The organism is Ornithinibacillus salinisoli, from assembly GCF_042684965.1.
GTDB classification, from domain to species: domain Bacteria; phylum Bacillota; class Bacilli; order Bacillales; family Amphibacillaceae; genus Ornithinibacillus; species Ornithinibacillus salinisoli.
The window spans coordinates 63169-85327 of the sequence record NZ_JBHUMI010000008.1; the positions used below are offsets into that span (position 1 = coordinate 63169).

Sequence of the window (22159 nt, forward strand, 5' to 3'; positions counted from 1 at the left end):
ACTAAAATAGTAATTTTTTTATGAAAGATTTGAAATTTAATAGACATTTTCTATGAACATGGTAAAATTTTAATAAGTAAAATGCTGAGGGTGAACGTAGATGAAACTTTGGATGAGAAAAATAGCTGTCGTTCTTATAGCCATTCTTACATTGGGGATTTATACACCTACGTATTTAATTACTGACGAGGAAAATGAAGTTGTATCACCAAAGGTAAATGAAGATGGAGGAATAACAGATTCGAAAGGTTCTGTAGAAAATGCAGGCGATCTTGATATTCATCTCACTACCGATACGGAATACGATTCCCTTCGTAATATGACTGAACAGGCAAAGGATCAAACGATTGCTAAGATGGGGCCGAGAATAATTGAAAAAGTAGAAGATGAATTCATGGCGACTATTTTACCGAACATAGAAGAAGCACTACAAACCATCTTAACGAATGTTGGGGATGAAAATTTATCATACGTATCCATTACAGAGCAGCCAACAGAGGGTTATGGAGAAAAGATATTTAATGTTTATGATAATCAATTAAAAAAGGATATTGCTAGATTTCACGTAAGACGTGACGTTCGACCGCAGGAAGGGTATTGGTTTAATTTTCATTATCATGTAAGTGAAGATGGTTACGAAAAACATCACACAATTGGAGAAATATATTGGGATAAAAATACACCGCCGAAATGGATGGCATAAAAAAGGAAAACACTGGGATGAAGGGTCCGCGGTGTTTTCTTTTTTTCTCTAATAGTTTTGTTCTATTGATTGGATTTGCTTTACTTTGATTGCTTTCATTTTAGGTGAAATGGGAGAAAGTATTACATATTGAGATTATTTTAATAAGGCTCTATTCTCGGTCAACATAAAGAGGTCAGGAAGGAGAAATCGATGATTATGTAATAACGTCCACCATGTCCGTGCTGTCACCTTCAGTTCAGAACGAAACCTGTCCACTCTTTTGTTTCGTCAATTATATAAACTGCGAAGTAAATAGTATGAAATCGTGGTTAAACTTGAGATTAAATGTACTGCACCAAACCTCGCTCCAGAAATACACTTCGCTTTCCGCGGGCGGCTGGTGAGCCTCCTCGTGCTACGCACTGTGGGGTCTCACCGATGCCTTTCCTCCCGCAGGACAAGGAACGCTACGTCAGCGACACATCGCACGCAGAAAAAGTGGTTTTNGTGGATTACAACTTCATTACATGTATTGTATAGAAGAGCCTCACTGAATGTTGATAGCATGGGTTACTACCATACCACTCCATAACCAGATTACTACCATCAGCGTAGGCAGAATACGTAGACTCCTGCGGGAACAGCACGTGTCCGAAGACCCCGCAAGAAGTGGTTTTCTTCTGAGGAGGCTGAGGCCGTGCCCGCGGAAAGCGAAGTATTCTGCCGGAGCGGTTGTATAGCAATCCCTTCGAAAGTGTGAAAGAAAGTAAATCCAAGCGAAAGTTACTTCGCATTTTACATCAACTACGAACAATATTCATCTCCTGGAAAAGCACCACATTAAGAGAACAGCCTTTAATAACCGCCAAGTTCGCTTTCCATCTTGCTATGTAAGTTAACCTCCACAAAGGGAGGTTAACAATTATCTTTCAAAAAGGCTTGATAATTGTGCATCAAATTCTTGTTCAGGTTCTTCGAGGTGAAAAACTCTAGCAGTTTCATTGTGGTTGTTTACATGTTGGATATAAACTTGTTTACCATTGTGTACCACGTTTTTCATTTCTGGAGATTGAGAAATCTCCTCAGCACGTTGTTTATGCATCTAAATCCCCTCCAATTAATGTGGACCATTTTCGAATAAACCGTTTAAATCGACCTCTTGTTCGTTATGCATTTCATCAAGGGGGAAAACCTTAGCCTTTTCACCATTTAACGGTACTTCTTGTAAATACACAGGTACTCCATGATAGGAGACGTTTATCATTGTTGGAGAACTTATAATTTCTTGTGCACGCTGTTTATCCATTTTCCCATCTCCTTTGTAACAACGTCTTGTTATTATTTTTTACTTGAAAGACGCTACTATCCAGGGGAATTTTTGGTTATTAGGTGTTTAGAAAAAAAGCCATGACGTATGTTGTCATGGCCATTTTTATGCTTGTTAGTGACGCTTACTAGGGAGTCTGTTTGCCTTATTACCGTTCGCTTGCCTCTTCCTTGTTTGTTCGTTTTTCCTTTTTCTTTCGTTAAATTTTTCAACAAATTGAGTAGTATCTTCCATGAGATCCCTCCTCCTGAATAAAGGCGTTAGTAATAATTTTACCTCTAAGCATTTGAATCATACATCTTGGACTCGGGTAATTTAAATACATGGCTAACAAAATTTACATCATGATGCAAACCGTTTCCAACTTTAAACAGATCAACAAGAATGATTTCTGTTGAAGATTATATATTTCCTCCCCATTGACCAGTTCGTTTATAAAAACCAATAATAATGACTGCTGTAAGCAATAAAGCTAATGGCATAACCCATGAAAATCCGATAGAAAATAGTATCGGAGAAAATGTAATAATAATAATTTCAAACGGGGCAACTCCGATATACGCTAATGCATAGTCACTAGTCGTTTTGCTTTTTAACTCAGGATCTACAATGCGAAGTAAAGCTATTCCCATCGCAACTGTTCCGGTACTCCATCCCCATCCAAATAGGGATTTTTCTAACCAAAAATCTTGAAAGATGTTTGGTCCAATAATACGGAAAATGAGGTATGCCCAAATAATACCGAATATAAAGAGAATGGTTAGTGGCAAGGCGTAATCTAGAACAACGGTAATATTAATGGACGCAATCCCGAATGCAACTAAAAAGTCTGTTGCTGTACCTCCTATACGGTCGATAACACGTTGATCAATATACGAGTCAGCTTTTACGTTTCTGCTAATCATCTGAAAGAGTAGTCCAACAACAAAAGCAATACTAAATAAAGGGAAGGAAACTGCTGGAATAAGGTTGTTTAATACATCTGTTAGCCAATAAGCGACACCAACAACAAATGAAATAATTGCTAAGTGAAGTACAAATGGGTCAATCGAGCTCGGAGATACAGTTTCTTTCCCCATATTATGCCTTTTATCTTCAGATACTAGTCCCGTCTTCAGTTCCTCTGGCAGGTCTTTGAAGCTAGAAATAAAATGTGTATGGCCTTTTTCCGTACTCCGTTTTACAAGGAAAAGACCTCCTAATATGGCTACTAGTAGACCAATTGTAGCAGATGTCATTCCCAAGTCCATGGCTTCTTCCCAGCCATATTGAAGGAAACCATCCCCAATTGCTGCAGCGGTCCCATGGCCACCTACAAATCCTGCACTCAAAATTAGACCGAAGCCACTTGGCAAATCAGTAAATAGTGGAACAAGAACAATAAGTCCAAACAACCCAGCACCACCCCACATGAGCACCGTAATTAACATGGAAAAAGACCACATGTTTCTAACCTGATGAATAATCTCTTTTAGATTTACTTTAGCTGCTCCAATTGGGAACGCAGCAAAAATGACTGCGATTAACAACCCTGGGTACGTACTAAATTGTGTTGAGAAAGGTAGTATATGCAAACCACTTGGTCCGAGCAGTAGACCGATAAATCCAGCAATCATACTAGCTGGTAAAAAGAGTGACTGAATCCACGTGACCTTTGCCCGTAGAATAGTTCCGATTAACAATAAACCAGAAATAATACTAATATCTATCAAAAGATCCCATACGGAAAAATCATTCATAAAAATTCCTCCCAATCTAAATAAAAAAGTGAATGTTTTTCTAAAACGATTAATATGTAGTTTGCTGCGTTTTTGTTTTAATAATTCAAGGTATCTGACGGGTGGGGGAAAAGACAGACAGAGAAAAATAATTATATACAAAAAGTTAATGAAAAGGAAATGAATTGATTTAGGACATTGATTGCATACTTGTTAACATAGGAAAAGAATTAGCGGGGAAAATAGGAAAGAAAAGGTCCATTCTGAGGAAGGAGCTTGCTCGTGATTATTGCCATCATCATCTTATTATTCGTATCACTTTTCTTCTCAGGTAGTGAAACTGCTCTAACGGCAATTAATAGAATGAGATTACAGACAAAGGCAAATAATGATGATATAAAGTCGGAAAAGCTATTAGGAATAGTATCTAAGCCAGATGTTTTCATCACAACGATACTAATTGGTAATAATATTGCAAACATATTGCTACCAACCCTCGTCACAATGGTTGCACTCGACTATGGTATTAATGTTGCTATTGCATCTGGAATATTGACGATTGTCATCATCATTTTTGCTGAAGTAATTCCAAAATCGATAGCAGCTGCATTTCCTGATCGAATTGCATATTTGATATACCCAATTATCCGGTTCTTTATTATCCTTTTCAAACCACTTACGATTTTACTAAACGGCATGACTGGACTTATCGTTCGGCTATTATCTAGAGGGGATGAGGATAATAATACGATATCCAAAGAAGAATTGAGAGCAATGGTTGATATCGCTGGTACGGAGGGGACATTTAAGAAAGAAGAGTCTCATCGTATTAAAGGGGTTTTGGATTTTTATAATTTGAATGTGAATGATGCATTAAAGACGCCACGTGTAGATGTGATTGCACTTCCACTCGAAGCATCGTATGAAGAGGTAAGAAGTATTGTCATCCGTCATCCATTTACGAGGTATCCCGTGTATGAAGATGGATTAGACAGTATTGTAGGGGTTTTTCATTCCAAGTTTCTAATCATCTGGTCGATGGAACCGGAAAAACCACTGGAGGAATTTACCGATATGGATCCACTCATCGTCTATGAATTTCATTCAATCGAATTAGTATTCCGTAAAATGATGCAGGAGAAAAAGCACATGGCAATCGTATTGGATGAGTATGGTGGAACGGAAGGTATCTTAACCCAAGAAGATATTATTGAAGCGATGATTGGACTAGAGATTGAGGATGAAACAGATCTTGCTGGGGAATCACTTATTGAAAAGCTCACAGAAACTGAAATTATTTGTAATGGGAAAATAACGCTACATCGATTAAACTCACTTCTGCATTCGGATATTCCGGAAGAGGAGGATGTACTTGCTGCCTATTTGCTGAAGGAATTTAATTATTTTCCTGATGAAGGTGAAGTTCTTGAACGTGATGGTTTAATTTTTTCAATTTTAGGAGTGGAAGGTAGAACAATAAAACGAGTACGTATCATGAAAGAAATAGAATAGGGGTTCAGAGCCCCCTATTGTCCCTTATTTTTCGTTCGATAAAGTAATAAACCAACCAAGATGACAAAATAGCAACATAACCCTAACAACGTATATACATACATAACTGGCTGGTTTTCAATATATCCTACAACAGGTACATTTAATAACAACAGAAGCGGAAAGCCGAACATCATTGCCGTTGCACCTCCCATTACGAGGTTATCTGTTGTATTCGTTTTAAACTCCGGATCAACAGATTTTACAAGTGCCATACCTGTTGAAATTGTCCCAGTTTGCATCCCAAAAAAACCTAAGATATTCGGTAATGGATCTTCTGGAAATATTCGAGGAGTGATCCAAATGATAAATAAAGCGGTAAGTAAGCCACCAATAGTAGTTAAGATTAGAACTGGAATGAGATACTCCTGTAGTGCATATATCGAAATGGCAGCAATAGATGCCGCAATCATATAATCGAACGAGAATCCAGAAATTCGCTGTAGAAGAAAGTTGTTCGGTGAATGTTCCATCAGGATGTTATGATGTTGCAATTTGTTTAAAAGGAATCGAAATAGCATGGCATATAAGCTGCCAATTAAAAAATGAAATCCGATTAATAGTTGTGCAAGTGTTTCGCCAAACGTTCCTAGTGGTGTTAGTACATGTTCCAACCCAATAAGTGTTACGTAAGTAATGAGGTAAATAAGACCAATCAATGCGATTTGATAGGTTAACTTATCAATTGCATCGCTTAGTGGAATTTCATCTGGCTCAGACTTTTCTATAACTTGGTTACGGTTCCTTTTTTCACTAGGGATTTCTTGTTGGAACTTTTTACTTCTCGTTAAAAAGTTCATTAGTATAATACCAATAACCGTTGCCCAAATAAATCCGATTCCAGCTATCGTTAACCCGAGGTTGCCACCACCCATTACCCCGAGTGCTTCCCATTGTGATCCTATTGAATAAGCTTGTCCAGGTCCTTGCCCAAATCCAAGTGGCAGTAATAGTCCAATCCCAGGGAAAAAATCCGGATAAAATAGAGAGACCATGCCTAAGAATAATCCAAATCCAATGATCCCTTGAATTAAGTAGGTAGAAACTATTAGCATCCCAGAATTAAGTATTCCTGGGCTGTTTTTTACTTCGCGTTTTTTCAAAGACAAAGAAATAAACCCTACCGCCATCAAATGGTAAACAAGATCACCAAGACGCTCGATATTAAACTGAACCCAACCGAGTATTTCCGGTCCCATAATCAATCCGATAAATCCTGCAATCATAGAAGTAGGTATAATCATTTTGCGTAAAATAGGAATCCGGGTTTTTAACACAGTTGCTATAATAATGAAAAAAGATAATAAGATAAAATCAATAATAAACAACCAGGATTCATTCATATGCTATATCTCCTTCAGTTTTCTCGATTTTGTTGCCTGTAAAAATTGTATCGTTTTTAGCCATTTATAAGCAGATGTTCTTGGATGATAAAATACAATTCGGTATAATTTGTTTTTCAAGAAAAAATCTAACTTATGATGTAAATGGATATTGATACCTTCTATATCCTGAATGGGGAAATGATATTGCTTTCCATTATTATCTTGGTAACAAAGTAAGTCTGGTGAAGTAGTGTTCCATGAAATAGTTCCAGATGATTCAAGTTGAAAAGGTCGCTCATTATCAGAAACAAATAGCTTTACTGAATCTCTCAAGTTCTGATTCCAATCATTGCTCCAAGCTGGATCAAACAAGGTTTCTTCTAGAAGGTTTAATTGCCACATATTCCAATCATGAACGGTAGAAAAATATAACTTATTTTGTTCTGGTTCGAATGTTCCTAAGGGTGTGTATCGAACTGTATAGCCACATTGTTTGCATCGAAAAATATCATTCGTTGAAAAAAGGTTTCCTATCCTTTGGCAAGATGGGCAGGAGAAAAGGAGGCGTTCTAAATAGTTTGCTAGATTCTTGCCATTGTATTGGGCTTGCTCCTCTGACTGCCACCCGATTTCATCATATTTTAAGGCATTGGTTAGTTTGCTATGAATAGATTGTGGGGACTCGTTTTTAAAGTCTCCGACATCCCATGTTTTTACGAAGGAAATGGAGATTAGCCCTTTACGATGACTATTTGCCCAGCGTGGGTGACTTAGATATCCACCGCGAATCGTTGCAATTACAACGGGAAGGTCGAGTAATTTTACCAGTTTTGCAGTAGAATAAATAAGTGGCTCCGTACGGCCATCCCAATTGCGGTTGCCTTCTGGAAAGATACCTATAACACGATCGTGTTTTTTTGCCTTTAGTACACTTCGAATGGTACGCGTATCATTTTTAAATTTCATTTTGGGTATTGCTCCAGTAAAGTCTAACACTCTTTTAAGTAAGGGATGGCGAAATAACGTTTCTCCAGTAATGAAGCAGATTGGTTCCTTTACATAACAATTGAGAAAGAGCGGATCCCAATTGTTCACGTGATTTGCTAGAATGACATATGGTCCATTCATGTCTTCTGTATCATTTCGTTTAATGATAATCCTTGATCGCGTATTTATGTATGCCCGAATAGGTGTTAGTAATAATGCTTGAGCTAGTTTTCCAGGCTTTTTCTCAATACTCAATAGAACACCCCCTAAAGATATCATACCAATTACCCACTTAAATTCTATCATAATATTCTAATTTTTATAGGAATATATAAAAAGAAAACTAGTAACATGATAACTAGTTTTCCTGATCTGTATTAATTCAGTTATTTTGAGAATGTCTCTTTTACCACAATCGTTTGGGTTAGCTTTGATTTTTTACAATCGGCAAATTCTTTTTCTTCCACTAGTCCTAATTTGATAGCAGATTCAAGTTTTTCTGTATCTGGTCGCCTTACTTCTTCAATAAAATCATTTAAATTTAATTCCTCTAATTTTTCTATCGTATGTTCATCATCATACCGGATTGCTGAACGTATTTGTCGTTGGACTTTATAATTTCCCCGCTGTATCTCTCCTTTTTTCTCCTTACCAAATGAATCGTCCAGTAACTCATGAAATCTTTTCTTTAAGTAATTCATTTCCTGTTCAATGTCTTTCTTTTGTTTATTCAATTCAAAATATCTTTTTATTTCTTCTTCCGTGATCGATAAAGTCTCCTCCATAACACGAACCTCCATTCTAATCTAGTTAATTTATACTTATGATGATGGAGGAGCTATCATGACTGAAAAAATAGATTTCGTACCTTCGTACCAAAATATAGAAATATCGATCGAGATGATGTATACGACCACTTATTGTGACAATTACAAAAAACCTCGTCAAAAGCACCAAACTTTTAAACGAAGCTTTTTGTTTATATGATAAAACATTTCTCCAGTACAATTAAAAAAATTATTATAGAAATTGCAAAGCATGATTTAAAAATGTCACTAAGTTTTGGTGTGTTCGTATTCTGAAATGTCAAACTCCCTGTAAAACCTCGTGAAACCATTGCTTCATGCATTTTTTCTGAGCGTTGGATAGCCTTAAAAAGTAGTGAAGCAATTAAATGTCCATAAACCTTTAGACTATTTATTCGAATTCCTCCATGGAAAAAACGTGATTTGGTTGCAGTTATCATACGCTCAATGTCATCTAAAAATAAAAATACATAACGGTAGGATAAGATTAAAATGGTAATTAATATCGGGGGCAGTTTTAATCCAGCTAGACCATTTATTAAGTCATCTAAAGATTGAGTTTCAAGGACAATCGTTATTACAGTCATCGATATATATGCCTTCATAATGATTATTATGGAGAAGATCGCATTTTCGACACTGTACTGCCATAAGAGCGGTATTGTCATTAGTAACAAAAAAGGTGTAATAATTAAATACCTTTTAAGCAATAGAAAAAAAGAAATCCTTATGAGAAGAAATAAAAAAAGTGCTAAAGTATATGCAATGAATAACGTATGGGGAGACTCCAAGCTGATTACACCAAATATATAACAAATTGCTGCAATTAGTTTAGCCCTTGATTCCCAGGAATTAGCCCAATTTTGTATGGTCCCTTGTTTATCTTTGGCTATGTTATCCATGCCCTCACACCTTATCTTATTCGCTTCCGTAACATAATCAGGGTTAAAGAAGTGCCAAGCAATAACCCCACAACAAGCATTGCCAATAGTGACCAAAGATTAGTATGTTCCTCTTGATCTACTTTATCAGTAGTGTCAACTAATAGTGTTGATGTGTTACTGATCACTTCATAGCTTTCACCTTGAATCGAACCTGCTTCTTCTTCAATGAGATTTGCTTTGATTAACCATTTACCAGTTGATTCGAATGTGAAACTAAACCTTCCGTTGTCATCTGTTGTAGTTTCTAAAATTTCATGTTCAGGACCATATGCGGTAACGGTTGACTCAGAAATAGTAGAACCGTATAGTAATATCTTTCCAGTAAACTTTCCGATTGAGAAATCTGTCAGATCTACATCTGGAACTATCTCAAATTCCATGTCAACAGATTCAACAGCATGTGAAGAGGAATTACCAACATGATGAACAACTTTTGCCATATGATTACTTAGTTGTGTAGTGCCTTCTTCGGGTGTATAGGTACCTTTTTCTCTATTTGCCCAAAATGTATAGGTACCATCACTAGTTATGGGGACATTCGCTCTTGAATAAACCCCAGCCTCTTCTAAATTTAATTGTTTTACAGTACCCTCTGGATATCTTACATATAATTCGAATTCATCAGGACTTGCTTCACTAACATAATCTCGTATATGTCCCCATAGTACATCTACTCTTAGTTCTCCACTATTCTCATACTCTTCAACTTGAATATACAATTCATGTGCAGTAACACTTGGCAAAAACATAAAAAATGCACATGAGAATGCTAAAAGAATAATTATGTATTTTCGCATATTCCCACCTCGAATTTATTTTGTATTTGTCCGGAAAAAGTAACTCGCCCCTATAAAAAGCAAAATGGATACTCCTAATAACGCTCTGATAAAGATTGGAATGGTACTGACTGTTGTATTCTCATTTAGATTAGATGCAGCTCGGTGACCCATACCATCATCAGCGATTATTCGATGTACATCTAATCCTTTTTCATAGTTTAGGTACCCGTTTTCATCAACGCCTTCCTCTAGTTGAATTTTTCCGTTTTTGTCATAAATAGTAACATATGCTAAAGGTGCTGGAGTTCCGTTATCATATCGTACATAAATACGTCCATCTTCTACTTGCTCTACGATCATTTTATGAGCAAAAACAGTATAAGGACTTGAAAATGTAATGCATACTATGGATATAAGGGAAATCATAAGGAAGTTAATTTTATTCTCCATTATTTTGTCCCCTACTTTCCATAGGAATATGTTTGAACAAACTTGGCCTCATGGAATACAGTTGTTTTACCGAAAATCCCGTTAGAACACCTTCGAGTAATGCAAGGGGAAAGTATGCTATAAGGACAATTTGAATTACTGAAAAAGCTCCATCTCCATAACGCTCATCTGAGAATAAAAGAAGCATTATTAGTAATAGAACTCCAAAACAAATGGCGAAAAAACCACCAATAAATCCCTTTAAAAACATAGTGGATTTTGTGTAATGTCTAACTAAAAAGTGAATTAAAAGAGCTGGTAAGGACATTAACAATAAATTAGCACCAAAAGTACTTACTCCACCATGTTGAAATAAAAGAGCTTGGAGTACTAATCCTACGAAAACAGCCAATGGTGCACGGCGACCAAGAATTAAACCTAAAAAACCGCCTAATAGGGGATGAATGGAAGTGGGTCCGATTGGAATATTGATTAATGAAGCAACAAAAAATGTGCCAGATAGCAGACTGATTTTGGGGATTTCTTCCTCAGTTACTCCTTTTAAAGCATAGGTTAAAATACCAACTGCCCCAGCTGTGGTAGTGGCTGCAACTGAAATGCTTAAAACACCATCTGCAATATGCAAAACAACCCTCCTCTACACGCTAAAAAAGAATTTAACTAAATATATTATGTGATGAGAAAGAATATGAGTTTTTTCTGTAAGTAGGTGTATGGATTGTTAGTATTTTAATAGGGATATAAGTTGTAAAAAAACTGCCACTCATAGACCTACTGAAAATGAGGTTACAAGTGGCTTTCAACAGGAAAGTACTGATAGGCCGTACGCATTAGCGGTGTGGTATATATTGACCTGGAAATTGTTGTGTATGCATGGTGTGCGTAAACCCTTTTGGATGTGGTGTTTTATAATCGTCCGATGGCCAATGAGCAACATTTAGCTTGTTATAGGTCACTGTTTGATCTGGGGCAAATGCACAAACATTACCTTTGTTTTCGCCAATTTCTTTAACAAGTTGTTGCTGTGGGAATGGAGACCATCCTTGATTTGGCATATTCGTATGTGGTTGGCGTGGGTTGTAAACACCATAATAGATAGGTATCCCAGGTTGATAATAGTAAGTCAATTCTACTCCTCCTTTAATTACACATTCCGTATATATGTATTCATGATCAGGTTTGATTGCTATTAATAGGGTTTGTATATTTTTACACTTCGCTTGAAATGGGGGCTATCGGAATGGACGTGGAGTACGTTATTCCAGTGGGAAGCGACTGCCTGGAGCAAAAATCACGTTGTATTTATATCGTAGCAGGTTCATTTCTTGTGAGAATCATCAATCTTTTAGAAAATAGTCTAAAAGTAATTTTAGGATTTAGGGGGGAGAGATTGCCTTCACAGTTTATCTATATACTGAATACAATGTGGTATTAAAGCAAAGTAAGGTGGTTCTTATGGTTCCAACACACATTAATAATATTTTTGGGGTCAGGATTAATTCAGCAAATAGTAATTCATCCATAAATTACGGAAATGCTCTTCTGAAAGGGAACCAAGCTAATATGAAACAGAATACAGGTTATTGGCAACCAGGAGATGCAAATTTTAGTCCGCTTCAGTTTAATAACTCGAATATATCCAACGATCCTGATGTAACGGATCAGGCGCAGGCCCAGGTATAAAATTCTTTATCCCGTAAGTGTCCGATTCGTTCATCTAACAATCAGTGGGGATGAAGCCACCACCCTGCTGATTGAAGATTCACTTTATGGAGGGGGCAAATCATCCCCCTTTGTAATTAATTTATTAGATAATAACGCGTCCATATTTGAGGAGGCTAGGTATGAGTAGTCATACTAATAATATATTTGGAATACGTATCAATACAGTTGTGGCCAATGGTTCAGTTAACTTTGGCAACACATGGCATACAGGTCAACAAGCGAATTTAAAGGTTAATGTAGGTTACTGGCATAATGGAGATGCAAATAATAGCCCTCTTCAATTTAATAATGTGAACTATGCAAATGATACGGATGTTACTGATCAATTACAGAAGCAAATATAAGTGATGAAAGGCTGAAGTTATATGGAAATGCAAATAAACATTAGGAATATTAGGGTTAACTCGATAAGTACACTAGGTTCAATGAATGTAGGAAAAGTGTTTTTTACTAAAAATCAAGCGAGCCAACTCCAGCTTCCTAAGTCCTATTTTGAGGATCAAGAAATGGAAGAGGAAGAAATAAAACCGTTAGTCCCTAATATCCCTTTTCCACCTACAGACTAGATTGTGAATTATATCATAGGAGGAGTAATAGTATGAGTCAAAAAAAGCATTATCATCCTTACTACCCAACAGGGTATTACCCCTTCCCTTTTCAAAATACCTATTATCAGAGTCCGTATTTTATAATGCCCAACACGCAACAACCAACACAAAATAACCAGACGGAAATGCAAAATGATGAAAATGAACCACTGAGTATCAGTGACCATTTAGATAAAATATATAACAAATTGACTCATCTAGAAGAGGAAAATAAGCAGATAAAGGAAGAGTTAACAAATAAAAAAACAATCAATGTGGAAAATGTCAATTATAAAATTCAGGATCTACATGTTGAGGATTTATCTGGAGCATTACTAGTTGGTCTTACCTCTTGGGGAGATGCGGAGGAATTAAAAGAGTTACTCGCCGAAAATGGTCCAGTTACGTTTAATGATATAAACACAGATGAAATACAAAACAGCATGATGAACCATCAAACTGATAACCAACAAAATGAAGAGGAACAATAATCCAACTTTCGTAGCATGAAGTAATAAGTTGCTACGAAAGTTGGTAGATTAATACTGGTATTTATTATTTTCGTTAAATCGTTTAAAAAGTAAGCGAAAAGCTTCTTGTTCGTTAATTGGAAGTTTGCTAGAGGAAAACTCAGGGACCATTTTAAACGTTCTTGCAATAATAGGTAAATGGAGATTAGCTATTCGTATAAATTCTTCGTCCGCTAATAGCTGGTTACTACCAACCGCAAGTATTTTTCCATCCTTTAATAGGACAACCATATCCGCCCAAGAAGCAGCAAAATTCACATCATGTGTGGACAATAGTATTGTTTTACCCATGTAATGTAAACCTTGCAGTAGTCCAGTAATCTCATCTTGACCTGCAGGATCTAAGAAAGCCATCGGTTCATCCAACAAGACTATATCTGGTCTCATGGCAAGGATACCAGCAATGGCAACTCGTTTTTTTTGTCCATAGCTTAAATGATAAGGTGCCCTTTCTTTGTATTCGAGCATTCCAACATTCCCAAGGGCAGCTGTGCATATTTCTTGAACTTCCTCCTCTGACATTTGTAAGTTACGTGGTCCAAATGTAACATCATCCCAAACGGTTCCTGAAAATACTTGGTCATCAGGATCTTGAAATACTAATCCCACCTGTTGCCGAATGAAGCGGGCATTTTTTCTAGTAATAGGATTTCCTAAAATCGAAATTATTCCTTCACTCGGTTCCTTCAAACCATTCAAATGATGCAATAAAGTAGATTTACCAGCACCATTTGGTCCGAGCAGTGCAACTTTTGCACCTACAGGAATGTTTAATGTTATATCTGTTAATGCTTTGATACCATTTTCGTACTGATAGGTAACATTCTTTATTTTAATCGCATCCATGACTATGGTTTCCTTTCTGTACGTAAAATAAATTAAGGAGTCCCGAATTTCAGATTTTGGGGGACTCCTTTTATTTATTAAAATTGCTTACCTAGTTTTCCTGCCTTCACCATTGCTGCTAACACATCAGATATGACCCGTGTTCCTAAAAGAGCAGTTTGATCACTCACATCATATGGTGGAGAAACTTCTACTAGTTCCATACCGCAAATACCTTCACTCGCTACTCGGTTAATAAATTGGATGCCTTCTCTTGGTAGAAACCCACCTGGCTCAGGCCAACCTGTTCCTGGTACAAAACCACTATCGAATGAGTCGATGTCAACGCTTAGATAAACAGCGTTTGCCCCGTTCCAAGCTTTTTCTAAGGCAATGTCTGCAATATGATCAATTCCATGCTTTTCAATATCTCCCATTGTAATTACTGTTGTATTGAACTTCCTTACGTTTTTAACTGCTTCACGTGGTACTTGCCATCCACCAATTCCAACCTGAACGAGGTTTTCTGGTGGGGCGTTTGGAATATTTGTCGCATGAAACCACGGGGTGGTATGCATTCGTTCGTCCATGTCTTTTTCCTGTAAGTCAAGATGACGGTCCATATGGATGATTCCAACTTTTCCATCTACATTATCGGCAATTGCGCGTAAACATGGATAACCTATTGCGTGATCTCCACCAAGCATTATTGGGAGTGTTCCTTGTGCAAATACATGAGATACCGCCTTAAATATTTGATCAAAGCTTTTTTCGATATTGGCGATGGTAAACACATCACCAACATCACACATTTTCAAGGACTCCTTTAAGTCAACTTGATATTCATAGCTATATGATGTGTATAATTTCGAAATTCTCCGTATTGCTTCAGGACCAAATCTTGCTCCTGCACGGTAAGTTGTTCCAATATCGAATGGGACCCCTATAAATGCTACATCATACTCACCAACGCGTCGAACATCTTCTAAGAATGGAGTACGTAAAAAAGTTGGAATACCTGCATATGCAGGTCGTGGTTCGCGTGTAAATGTTGAAATTGTTCGGTCGCCGATAGAAGGAGCAGCTTCTAATCCGTATCGAAGAGAACGCTCTATTTCCTTTTCTCCTTCTATTTCTGGAATTTTTGCCTCTTCAGCTGCCTTTTCAATTCCTAATAAATCAAAAGATCGATCACTTTCTAACGCTTTTTTTTGTCGGAAACTTAATCCATGATTATCAAAAAAACCCAAACAAACACCTCCTGTTGCCAAACTCCATTGCTGTCATATTTATATATCGATTAAGTATATTCTGCATGAAGCTTATTTCATGCACTCTAATTAATTTTACTTTTAACCTTCTTTCTCAATATCGTGAATATCAAGTTTTTTCAAGGTTTCTTTTGTGCGAATTAATCGGTGTAAACATACGTATAGATATCCATGGTGGTAGGAAGCGCTCATTTTGTCATGACGGCATGGGAATGGCAGTTTTACTTTACGAAAAACTGGACCCTGATATAGTTCTGAATGGAGGGGGCGGAATCCCTTATAGTCAATTTGTATATAACCAGATATTTCAAGTGTCTTATCATATATATCAATTTGAACATCTTCTAGCATTAATCCTGGAGCTCTGAAAATTAACAATAACTCATTTTCAAGCTCACACATATCAACATTCATACTTGAGTTGTTAGCGGATTTGGAATTTTTATTATTATTATTAGTATTATTATCGTTGTCGTTTTCAGATCCTTCATCCATATTTTCCAGAAAATCAAAGCTCGAAAAGAAATCATCACCCAAGAAGTTAGGAAGTTTTTCATTCCATTTTTTTGGCCAATTCTTGTTCAAAAAACTCCTCTCCCTTCGCCCAGTTATTGTTAGTTTAGTTAACCACTGTAATATAGGTGCCTGTATATAAGAAAGTTATATAATAATTTATCTTCCATATGATGTAGAAAGAAGGGGTGATTAATCTTGGATAGAAGAAAGAAATTATTAGAAAAGCGATTAAAACAAGTGGAAGTGAAAAATAGTACACTTTATGCCCAAGTTAAAGAACTACGAAAAGAGTTGGATATCACGATTGAAAAAGTAATGGGACTTTCATCTATGAATCATTCATCTTCAAGTACGGATAAATTGGATTACTTACAAGAGGTTAATGAACAGATGTTTCAACAAAATCTTCGTTTAAGAAATCTTATTGAAAAGTGTATCGAAGAAAATGTAGTACCAACACATGAGAAATATTATGATGCATTAAAAGAAGTAAATACGTAGAATGACACTATATTGCATATATCCAAACTGATTCACACAATCTAGTTGACATTGTGTGAATATTTATTATATATTGTATTCAACAAAGTTGAATGAAAAGAAACTTGATTGAATATATATAGATATAAATAAAGCTAATACCATAAACCTATTTTGCGATGCTGGAATAGAATATAGAAGTATTAAGTGGTTACTCGACATATGAAAGCGCATCCAAACATAAGTGGGAGGGGATAAAATGAAACGTTGGCCAGAAGCTGTGCAGATAAAAGAAGTTGGACCGAGAGATGGTTTACAGAATGAAAAAAATCTTGTACCGACTGCTGATAAGGTGGCCTGGATTAACATGCTATCGGAATCAGGAGTTAAGGAAATTGAATTTTCATCATTTGTTCATCCGAAGTGGGTACCGCAACTATCTGATGCACATGAAGTTGGGCAAAAGATCAAACGAAATCCAGAAGTTCAATACTCTGCACTTGTTCCCAATATGAAAGGGTTAGATTTAGCACTTAAAGCTGGTATAGATGGTGCATCGGTTTTTATGTCAGCGAGTGAAACACATAATAAGAAAAACATTAATAAGTCCATTGATGATACGTATCCGATATTGGGTGAAGTGATTAAGGAAGCGAAAAAAGAAGGTAAGCATGTAACTGGATATGTTTCCACTGTTTTTGATTGTCCATACGAAGGAAAAGTAAGTCCAGATGCAGTAATCCGAGTTTGTGAACGATTAATAGAATTCGGAGTCGATGACCTATCACTAGGTGATACGATCGGCACTGCAGTACCATCTCAAGTTGAGCAGTTGCTTGAGGCGGTACTTCAACGATATCCAAAAGAAAAAATCATTATGCATTTCCATGATACAAGAGGAATGGCTATCGCTAATATCTTATCATCAATGGATTACGGTATTACTCGTTTTGATAGCTCGATCGGTGGGCTGGGTGGATGTCCGTATGCTCCAGGTGCCGCAGGGAATGTAGCGACAAATGACATCCTTTATCTTCTTCATGGCATGGGAATTAAGACCGGAATTGATGAGAAGAAAATTCAGGATGCAGCATTTTTTATCCAAAATAAATTGGGGAAGTCTCTCCCTAGCAAGTCATTAGCATATGCAGCTGCACAACAATAATAGGTAAAGCCACCAAAGTTACGTATAGGTAATTTTGGTGGTTATTTATTGTTGCGTGAAAACATTATAAACTGTTAAAAGGAGGTAATATTTAGTGTTAGGCATTGTTATTGCTTCGGTTCTAGTAATATATTGGGCTATATTAATTCCAACCCAGTATCAGAATATAGCGGCTACTAAAGAAGAGTCTCGGAAGTTAGGGAAACATCATAATGAAATAAATGAAGAAATGAGTTTTGAACAACAACAGCTTCAATATAATTTACAAGGAAATTTGTTCAATCTACCAGCGACATTGGTTGCGATGTTAATTTATAAGATAAGAAATCCTGAGAAACAGTAGGTGTAAGCGATTCCGGGGATGTATTGATTTTTTTATAGGAAAATGGTACGATGTATTCAATAAAATATTGATCACATGTTACTAATTCGATTAGGCATGGTGGTACGATGAAGGAGACGTTTTGTCATCCTTATGTACCTCCATGCCTTTTTTGTTGTATAAAACTTATTTATTTTGTAAAGTTTTTTAGGGTAAAAGTAAGCATTTAAATCAATAATAACACTAATACGAAAGAATTATAGGACATCATCAAGAAGACAGGAGAGTAAGGTATGTTTAATAAATTATTTAAGAAGTCAAAAGATAGTGAGATATATGCACCAATTACCGGAGAAATTGTAGCGCTTGAGAAAGTTCCAGATCCCGTTTTCAGCCAAAAAATGATGGGGGAAGGTGTCGCAATTAAGCCAAGTAGTGGGGAAGTAGTTGCTCCAGTAAACGGTGAAGTTGTACAAGTTGCTCCGACAAAGCATGCCATTGGAGTGCGAGCAGAGGATGGTACGGAAATACTAATACATGTTGGTTTAGAAACGGTTTCATTAGATGGGGAAGGTTTTTCCGTACAAGTGAACGTAGGAGATCATGTTTCTGTGGGACAAACGATGATGCAAGTCGATTTATCATATGTAAAAGAACATGCTAAAGATATTATTACACCAATTGTTATCACAAATAGTAATACAAGTAATAGGGCGTACACTGTAACACAGAATCAAGCAAGTGAAGCAGGTGATACGGTCTTACTTACCTACGAAAGTTAAGCTCCCCTATCTGGGGGTCATAAGGATGAGGGTCTAAGTGAAAATTAAGAAGATATTAAATAATAATGCCGTCATTATAATTGATGATGATCAGGAGAAAATAGCTATAGGAGCAGGTGTAGCTTTTAATAAAACGAAGAATGATATTGTTAATCGGGACAAGATTGAAAAGCTCTTTGTTTTAAAGGAGAATGAAAAGCTTCAACAGCTAATACTCCGTATTCCAGAAGAACATTTAATGCTATCGGAAGAAATTATATCCTACGCGGAAGAGCATTTAGGAGTAAGGCTTAACGACCATATTGCGATAGCTTTAACAGACCATCTTTCTTTTGCTATCGAAAGAGAAAGTCAAGGGATTCATTTAAAAAATAAACTTCTACAGGAAATAAAGGTGTTGTATAAAAAAGAGTTTGATATTGGTCTGTGGGCTATCCGGCATATAAGTAAAAAGCTAGATATTGAAATGCCTGTCGATGAGGCTGCCTTTATCGCACTTCATATTCATACAATGAAAATTAAAGGAGGTGATTTACACGAAACGGTAAGGCAAACAGCAATTTTAAGAGATATGGTAGACACGATCGAAAACTATCTAGACATCAAGATGAATGAAGAAGATTTAGCATATGAACGTCTAATTACTCACCTTCGTTTCGCATTGACGAGAATGCAACATTATGAAGCACATACAATGGATGCAGAAATGTTGGAAATGATTAAGAAAAAATTCGAGCTTGCGTATCGCTGTGCAATGGAAGTAAGGAAGGAGCTGTCCTCTTTACATGGTATTGAATTACCTGAGGATGAACTCGGTTATATTACCCTTCACATTGAACGATTGAGAAAATACTAAGTGTAATGCATTTTTAATTTAATATAGGTAAAAGAATCGAACAGAGTAGATACGTAAGGAAGGTACAAGTGGATCGTGAAGCCTAGTTACTTAAGATTGGAAGTACGAGAGTTAACAAAAATGATAGGAGGAATTTATGATGATGAAATATTTACAACGTCTTGGTCGCTCATTAATGCTTCCTGTTGCGGTATTACCAGCAGCAGCGATCTTAATGGGGATTGGTTATTGGATTGACCCATCAGGTTGGGGAGAAGGAAATATTATAGCAGCTTTCTTAATTACAGCTGGGAAATCCATCATAGACCATATAGCAATTTTATTTGCCGTCGGTGTAGCACTTGGAATGGCAAAGGAGAGAGATGGATCTGCTGCTTTAAGTGGTTTGGTAGGGTTCTTAGTGGTAACAACGGTTTTATCTACGGAATCTGTAGCGATGTTCCAAGGAATTGAAGCAGAAAGTGTAAATGCAGCATTCGGAAATATAGAAAATGCCTTTATTGGAATTCTTTCCGGTATTGTTGCTGCGAATATGTTTAATCGTTTTAGCCAGGTGCAATTACCAGATGCGCTAGCGTTTTTTAGTGGTAAGCGACTTGTACCAATTATGACAGCAGTTTCTATGCTAATTGCTTCAGTAATTCTATTTTTTGTATGGCCATTCGTATATGGTGGTCTTGTGTCATTTGCAGAAGGTATTGCTCAATTAGGTGCAACGGGCGCTGGTTTATACGGTTTCTTTAACCGTTTATTAATTCCAACAGGTTTACACCATGCGTTGAATTCTGTGTTTTGGTTTGATGTTGCAGGTATTAATGATATCGGTAACTTCTGGGCTGGAACAGGTGAAAAAGGTGTAACAGGAATGTACCAAGCAGGGTTCTTCCCGATCATGATGTTTGGTCTACCTGGTGCAGCGTTAGCAATGTATCATACAGCAAAAACAAAGCGTAAAAAACAAGCTGCATCATTATTACTTGCAGCATCGTTTGCGGCATTCTTTACTGGGGTTACAGAACCACTGGAATTCTCATTTATGTTCTTAGCACCAGCATTGTATGTAGTGCATGCGGCATTAACAGGTATTTCCTTATTTATTGCAGCCACATTCCAATGGACAGCAGGGTTTGGATTTAGTGCAGGATTTGTAGACTTTTTCTTAAGTTCAAGATTGCCGCTAGCTAACCAGCCATTGATGTTAGTTGTGCAAGGTTTAGTATTTGCGGTAATATACTACTTCTTGTTCCGTTTCTTGATTGTGAAGTTCAACTTGAAAACACCAGGTCGTGAAGATGATGATGTAGCAGAAGAAGCAACTGGCGATACACCAAGTGATCGAAAGGAAAAATTTGCTTCTATGGCAGCTCAAATTTATGATGGCTTAGGTGGAGACGAAAATGTAACATCTGTTGATAACTGTGTTACACGTTTACGATTAGAAGTAAAAGATATGGATAAAGTAGATCAAGATAAAATTAAAGCTACAGGCGTACCAGGAATTAACGTTATCGACAAACACAACATCCAAGTTGTAGTCGGAACCAACGTCCAATTCGTAGCCGACGAAGTAGCCAAACTACGAAAATAAATAAAAACAAAAATAAAGGTGACAGGCACTTGTAAAAAATTTACAAGTGCCTGTCACCTTTTGTGTTTTGTTGAAGTCTTTCTAAAAAGTTATTTGTGATAGAATGAATATTAAAATAATTACATTCTCAAATATTTTAAAAAAATTTCTTTTTCATGATAGATTTTTATAAAACATGGCATCTACATATAAGGAGGGTAAGGAGGTCCTGTTTGCGTGCAAATAATTAAAGATAAAAAAGAAAATTCCGAGTTAGTCGAACGTGCGAGAGCCGGAGATCAAGATGCTTTTAGCGAATTGGTTCGTATCCATCGAGCAAAAGTGCTTGGATGGGCAAGTTCAATAACGAATGACGCTTTCATGGCTGAAGATATTGTACAGGATGCTTTAATACGCGCCTTTTTAAAGTTAGGTACGTTAATGGATACCAAGAAGTTTTTACCTTGGTTACAGCAAATTGTAAGAAATCAGGCCTATACGAAATTGCGTAGAGGTGGACAGTATGGGAAGGAAAAGCCTTTTAGTGGATTTGAATCAGATCCCTATTTTGAGAATGGTCAGACAGGTCAAATGGACTGGGGGGACATCGATCGCATTTTATTCTTTCTTTCCAATACTGCCCAAGAAAAAGCGGAGAAAAACGATCCGAGTGAGCATATTATGCGAATGGAAATATTACAAAGTATCCAAGCGCTGTTACATTGCCTGAGCAAACGAGAACGAGAAATTTTCGAAGCGCATTTCTTTGGAGAAATACCACCTTCTGAAATAGCTGCATTATTCGGCATTACGACAGCAAATGTATATAACACGCTCTCACGTTCAAGGTCAAAGGTTCAAAAAGAACGTATACGAGTTTCCTTAAAAGAATATGTTCGCAATCGCTCAGAACGAGGGTTGTCGAAACGAAAAATTCTTAAAACCCCTCCCATATTATAAT

At 36.7% G+C, this 22159-nt stretch carries 27 protein-coding genes; 12 read left to right on the forward strand and 15 right to left on the reverse strand.

What is annotated here, in order from left to right; all coding sequences use genetic code 11:
- Positions 1-100 precede the first annotated feature (100 nt).
- Positions 101-703 carry a YpjP family protein gene (locus ACFSTA_RS03925; protein WP_377555244.1) on the forward strand — a complete coding sequence of 201 codons (603 nt, stop codon included), beginning with the start codon at positions 101-103 and terminating at the stop codon, positions 701-703.
- Positions 704-1607: 904 nt separating this feature from the next.
- Here the strand turns inward: ACFSTA_RS03925 and ACFSTA_RS03930 are convergent.
- The 4 genes from ACFSTA_RS03930 to ACFSTA_RS03945 form a co-directional block, all read right to left on the reverse strand.
- The gene (locus tag ACFSTA_RS03930) at positions 1608-1787 is read right to left on the reverse strand and encodes an H-type small acid-soluble spore protein (RefSeq protein ID WP_377555245.1); all 180 of its coding nucleotides are present in this window, start codon (positions 1785-1787) and stop codon (positions 1608-1610) included.
- A 15-nt stretch (positions 1788-1802) separates the two neighbouring features.
- The gene (locus tag ACFSTA_RS03935) at positions 1803-1991 is read right to left on the reverse strand and encodes an H-type small acid-soluble spore protein (RefSeq protein ID WP_377555246.1); all 189 of its coding nucleotides are present in this window, start codon (positions 1989-1991) and stop codon (positions 1803-1805) included.
- A 135-nt stretch (positions 1992-2126) separates the two neighbouring features.
- A complete protein-coding gene (locus ACFSTA_RS03940; RefSeq protein WP_377555247.1) occupies positions 2127-2246 on the reverse strand; it encodes a DUF4023 family protein in 120 nt (39 codons plus the stop codon).
- Positions 2247-2413: 167 nt separating this feature from the next.
- Positions 2414-3751, reverse strand: coding sequence for a sodium/glutamate symporter (locus tag ACFSTA_RS03945; protein ID WP_377555248.1), 1338 nt, complete (start codon positions 3749-3751; stop codon positions 2414-2416).
- Between the two features lie 261 nt (positions 3752-4012).
- Between ACFSTA_RS03945 and ACFSTA_RS03950 the strand changes: the two genes are divergently transcribed.
- A complete protein-coding gene (locus tag ACFSTA_RS03950) occupies positions 4013-5242 on the forward strand; it encodes a hemolysin family protein (protein WP_377555249.1) in 1230 nt (409 codons plus the stop codon).
- A 14-nt stretch (positions 5243-5256) separates the two neighbouring features.
- Here ACFSTA_RS03950 and ACFSTA_RS03955 read toward each other — a convergent pair whose 3' ends face one another.
- From ACFSTA_RS03955 to ACFSTA_RS03990, 8 genes are all read right to left on the reverse strand, one after another.
- Complete coding sequence (locus ACFSTA_RS03955; protein WP_377555250.1) at positions 5257-6624, reverse strand: S-layer homology domain-containing protein; 1368 nt, start codon at positions 6622-6624, stop codon at positions 5257-5259.
- Between the two features lie 3 nt (positions 6625-6627).
- On the reverse strand, positions 6628-7848 hold the full coding sequence (locus tag ACFSTA_RS03960; protein WP_377555251.1) for a lysophospholipid acyltransferase family protein: 1221 nt from the start codon (positions 7846-7848) through the stop codon (positions 6628-6630).
- A gap of 131 nt (positions 7849-7979) precedes the next feature.
- On the reverse strand, positions 7980-8378 hold the full coding sequence (locus ACFSTA_RS03965; protein ID WP_377555252.1) for a hypothetical protein: 399 nt from the start codon (positions 8376-8378) through the stop codon (positions 7980-7982).
- Positions 8379-8572: 194 nt separating this feature from the next.
- Positions 8573-9301: a cobalt ECF transporter T component CbiQ gene (gene cbiQ / locus ACFSTA_RS03970; protein ID WP_377555253.1), complete on the reverse strand. Its 729-nt coding sequence runs from the start codon at positions 9299-9301 to the stop codon at positions 8573-8575.
- An 11-nt stretch (positions 9302-9312) separates the two neighbouring features.
- The gene (locus tag ACFSTA_RS03975) at positions 9313-10140 is read right to left on the reverse strand and encodes a DUF4198 domain-containing protein (protein WP_377555254.1); all 828 of its coding nucleotides are present in this window, start codon (positions 10138-10140) and stop codon (positions 9313-9315) included.
- Between the two features lie 15 nt (positions 10141-10155).
- Positions 10156-10572, reverse strand: a complete 417-nt coding sequence (locus ACFSTA_RS03980; protein ID WP_377555255.1) for a hypothetical protein — start codon at positions 10570-10572, stop codon at positions 10156-10158.
- Positions 10562-11197 carry a CbiM family transporter gene (locus ACFSTA_RS03985; RefSeq protein ID WP_377555256.1) on the reverse strand — a complete coding sequence of 212 codons (636 nt, stop codon included), beginning with the start codon at positions 11195-11197 and terminating at the stop codon, positions 10562-10564. The genes ACFSTA_RS03980 and ACFSTA_RS03985 overlap by 11 nt, the downstream gene beginning before the upstream one ends.
- A 205-nt stretch (positions 11198-11402) precedes the next feature.
- On the reverse strand, positions 11403-11699 hold the full coding sequence (locus ACFSTA_RS03990) for a hypothetical protein (protein WP_377555257.1): 297 nt from the start codon (positions 11697-11699) through the stop codon (positions 11403-11405).
- 328 nt (positions 11700-12027) lie between these two features.
- Between ACFSTA_RS03990 and ACFSTA_RS03995 the strand changes: the two genes are divergently transcribed.
- The 3 genes from ACFSTA_RS03995 to gerPC all read left to right on the forward strand — a co-directional run bounded on the left by ACFSTA_RS03995 (position 12028) and on the right by gerPC (position 13375).
- The gene (locus ACFSTA_RS03995) at positions 12028-12255 is read left to right on the forward strand and encodes a hypothetical protein (RefSeq protein WP_377555258.1); all 228 of its coding nucleotides are present in this window, start codon (positions 12028-12030) and stop codon (positions 12253-12255) included.
- Positions 12256-12416: 161 nt separating this feature from the next.
- A complete protein-coding gene (locus ACFSTA_RS04000) occupies positions 12417-12641 on the forward strand; it encodes a spore germination protein (RefSeq protein ID WP_377555259.1) in 225 nt (74 codons plus the stop codon).
- A 254-nt stretch (positions 12642-12895) separates the two neighbouring features.
- Positions 12896-13375 carry a spore germination protein GerPC gene (gene gerPC / locus ACFSTA_RS04005; RefSeq protein ID WP_377555260.1) on the forward strand — a complete coding sequence of 160 codons (480 nt, stop codon included), beginning with the start codon at positions 12896-12898 and terminating at the stop codon, positions 13373-13375.
- A gap of 48 nt (positions 13376-13423) precedes the next feature.
- Here gerPC and ACFSTA_RS04010 read toward each other — a convergent pair whose 3' ends face one another.
- The 3 genes from ACFSTA_RS04010 to ACFSTA_RS04020 all read right to left on the reverse strand — a co-directional run bounded on the left by ACFSTA_RS04010 (position 13424) and on the right by ACFSTA_RS04020 (position 16095).
- Positions 13424-14260: an ATP-binding cassette domain-containing protein gene (locus ACFSTA_RS04010; RefSeq protein WP_377555261.1), complete on the reverse strand. Its 837-nt coding sequence runs from the start codon at positions 14258-14260 to the stop codon at positions 13424-13426.
- Between the two features lie 77 nt (positions 14261-14337).
- Positions 14338-15489, reverse strand: a complete 1152-nt coding sequence (locus tag ACFSTA_RS04015) for an agmatinase family protein (protein ID WP_377555262.1) — start codon at positions 15487-15489, stop codon at positions 14338-14340.
- A 102-nt stretch (positions 15490-15591) separates the two neighbouring features.
- Positions 15592-16095 carry an Hsp20/alpha crystallin family protein gene (locus ACFSTA_RS04020; RefSeq protein WP_377555263.1) on the reverse strand — a complete coding sequence of 168 codons (504 nt, stop codon included), beginning with the start codon at positions 16093-16095 and terminating at the stop codon, positions 15592-15594.
- Between the two features lie 126 nt (positions 16096-16221).
- Here ACFSTA_RS04020 and ACFSTA_RS04025 point away from each other — a divergent pair, with 126 nt between their 5' ends.
- The 7 genes from ACFSTA_RS04025 to ACFSTA_RS04055 all read left to right on the forward strand — a co-directional run bounded on the left by ACFSTA_RS04025 (position 16222) and on the right by ACFSTA_RS04055 (position 22158).
- Positions 16222-16527 (forward strand): hypothetical protein, encoded by a 306-nt coding sequence (locus ACFSTA_RS04025; RefSeq protein WP_377555264.1) that lies wholly within the window; start codon positions 16222-16224, stop codon positions 16525-16527.
- Between the two features lie 238 nt (positions 16528-16765).
- Entirely contained in the window at positions 16766-17671 is a 906-nt protein-coding gene (locus tag ACFSTA_RS04030) for a hydroxymethylglutaryl-CoA lyase (RefSeq protein WP_377555265.1), read from the forward strand.
- A gap of 94 nt (positions 17672-17765) precedes the next feature.
- Positions 17766-18014, forward strand: a complete 249-nt coding sequence (locus tag ACFSTA_RS04035; RefSeq protein ID WP_377555266.1) for a DUF3949 domain-containing protein — start codon at positions 17766-17768, stop codon at positions 18012-18014.
- A gap of 272 nt (positions 18015-18286) precedes the next feature.
- Positions 18287-18775 (forward strand): PTS sugar transporter subunit IIA, encoded by a 489-nt coding sequence (locus ACFSTA_RS04040; RefSeq protein ID WP_377555267.1) that lies wholly within the window; start codon positions 18287-18289, stop codon positions 18773-18775.
- 37 nt (positions 18776-18812) lie between these two features.
- Entirely contained in the window at positions 18813-19631 is an 819-nt protein-coding gene (locus ACFSTA_RS04045) for a PRD domain-containing protein (RefSeq protein ID WP_377555268.1), read from the forward strand.
- Between the two features lie 139 nt (positions 19632-19770).
- Positions 19771-21219, forward strand: a complete 1449-nt coding sequence (gene nagE / locus ACFSTA_RS04050) for an N-acetylglucosamine-specific PTS transporter subunit IIBC (RefSeq protein ID WP_377555269.1) — start codon at positions 19771-19773, stop codon at positions 21217-21219.
- Between the two features lie 216 nt (positions 21220-21435).
- Positions 21436-22158: an RNA polymerase sigma factor gene (locus tag ACFSTA_RS04055; RefSeq protein WP_377555270.1), complete on the forward strand. Its 723-nt coding sequence runs from the start codon at positions 21436-21438 to the stop codon at positions 22156-22158.
- The last annotated feature ends 1 nt before the right edge of the window (position 22159 follow it).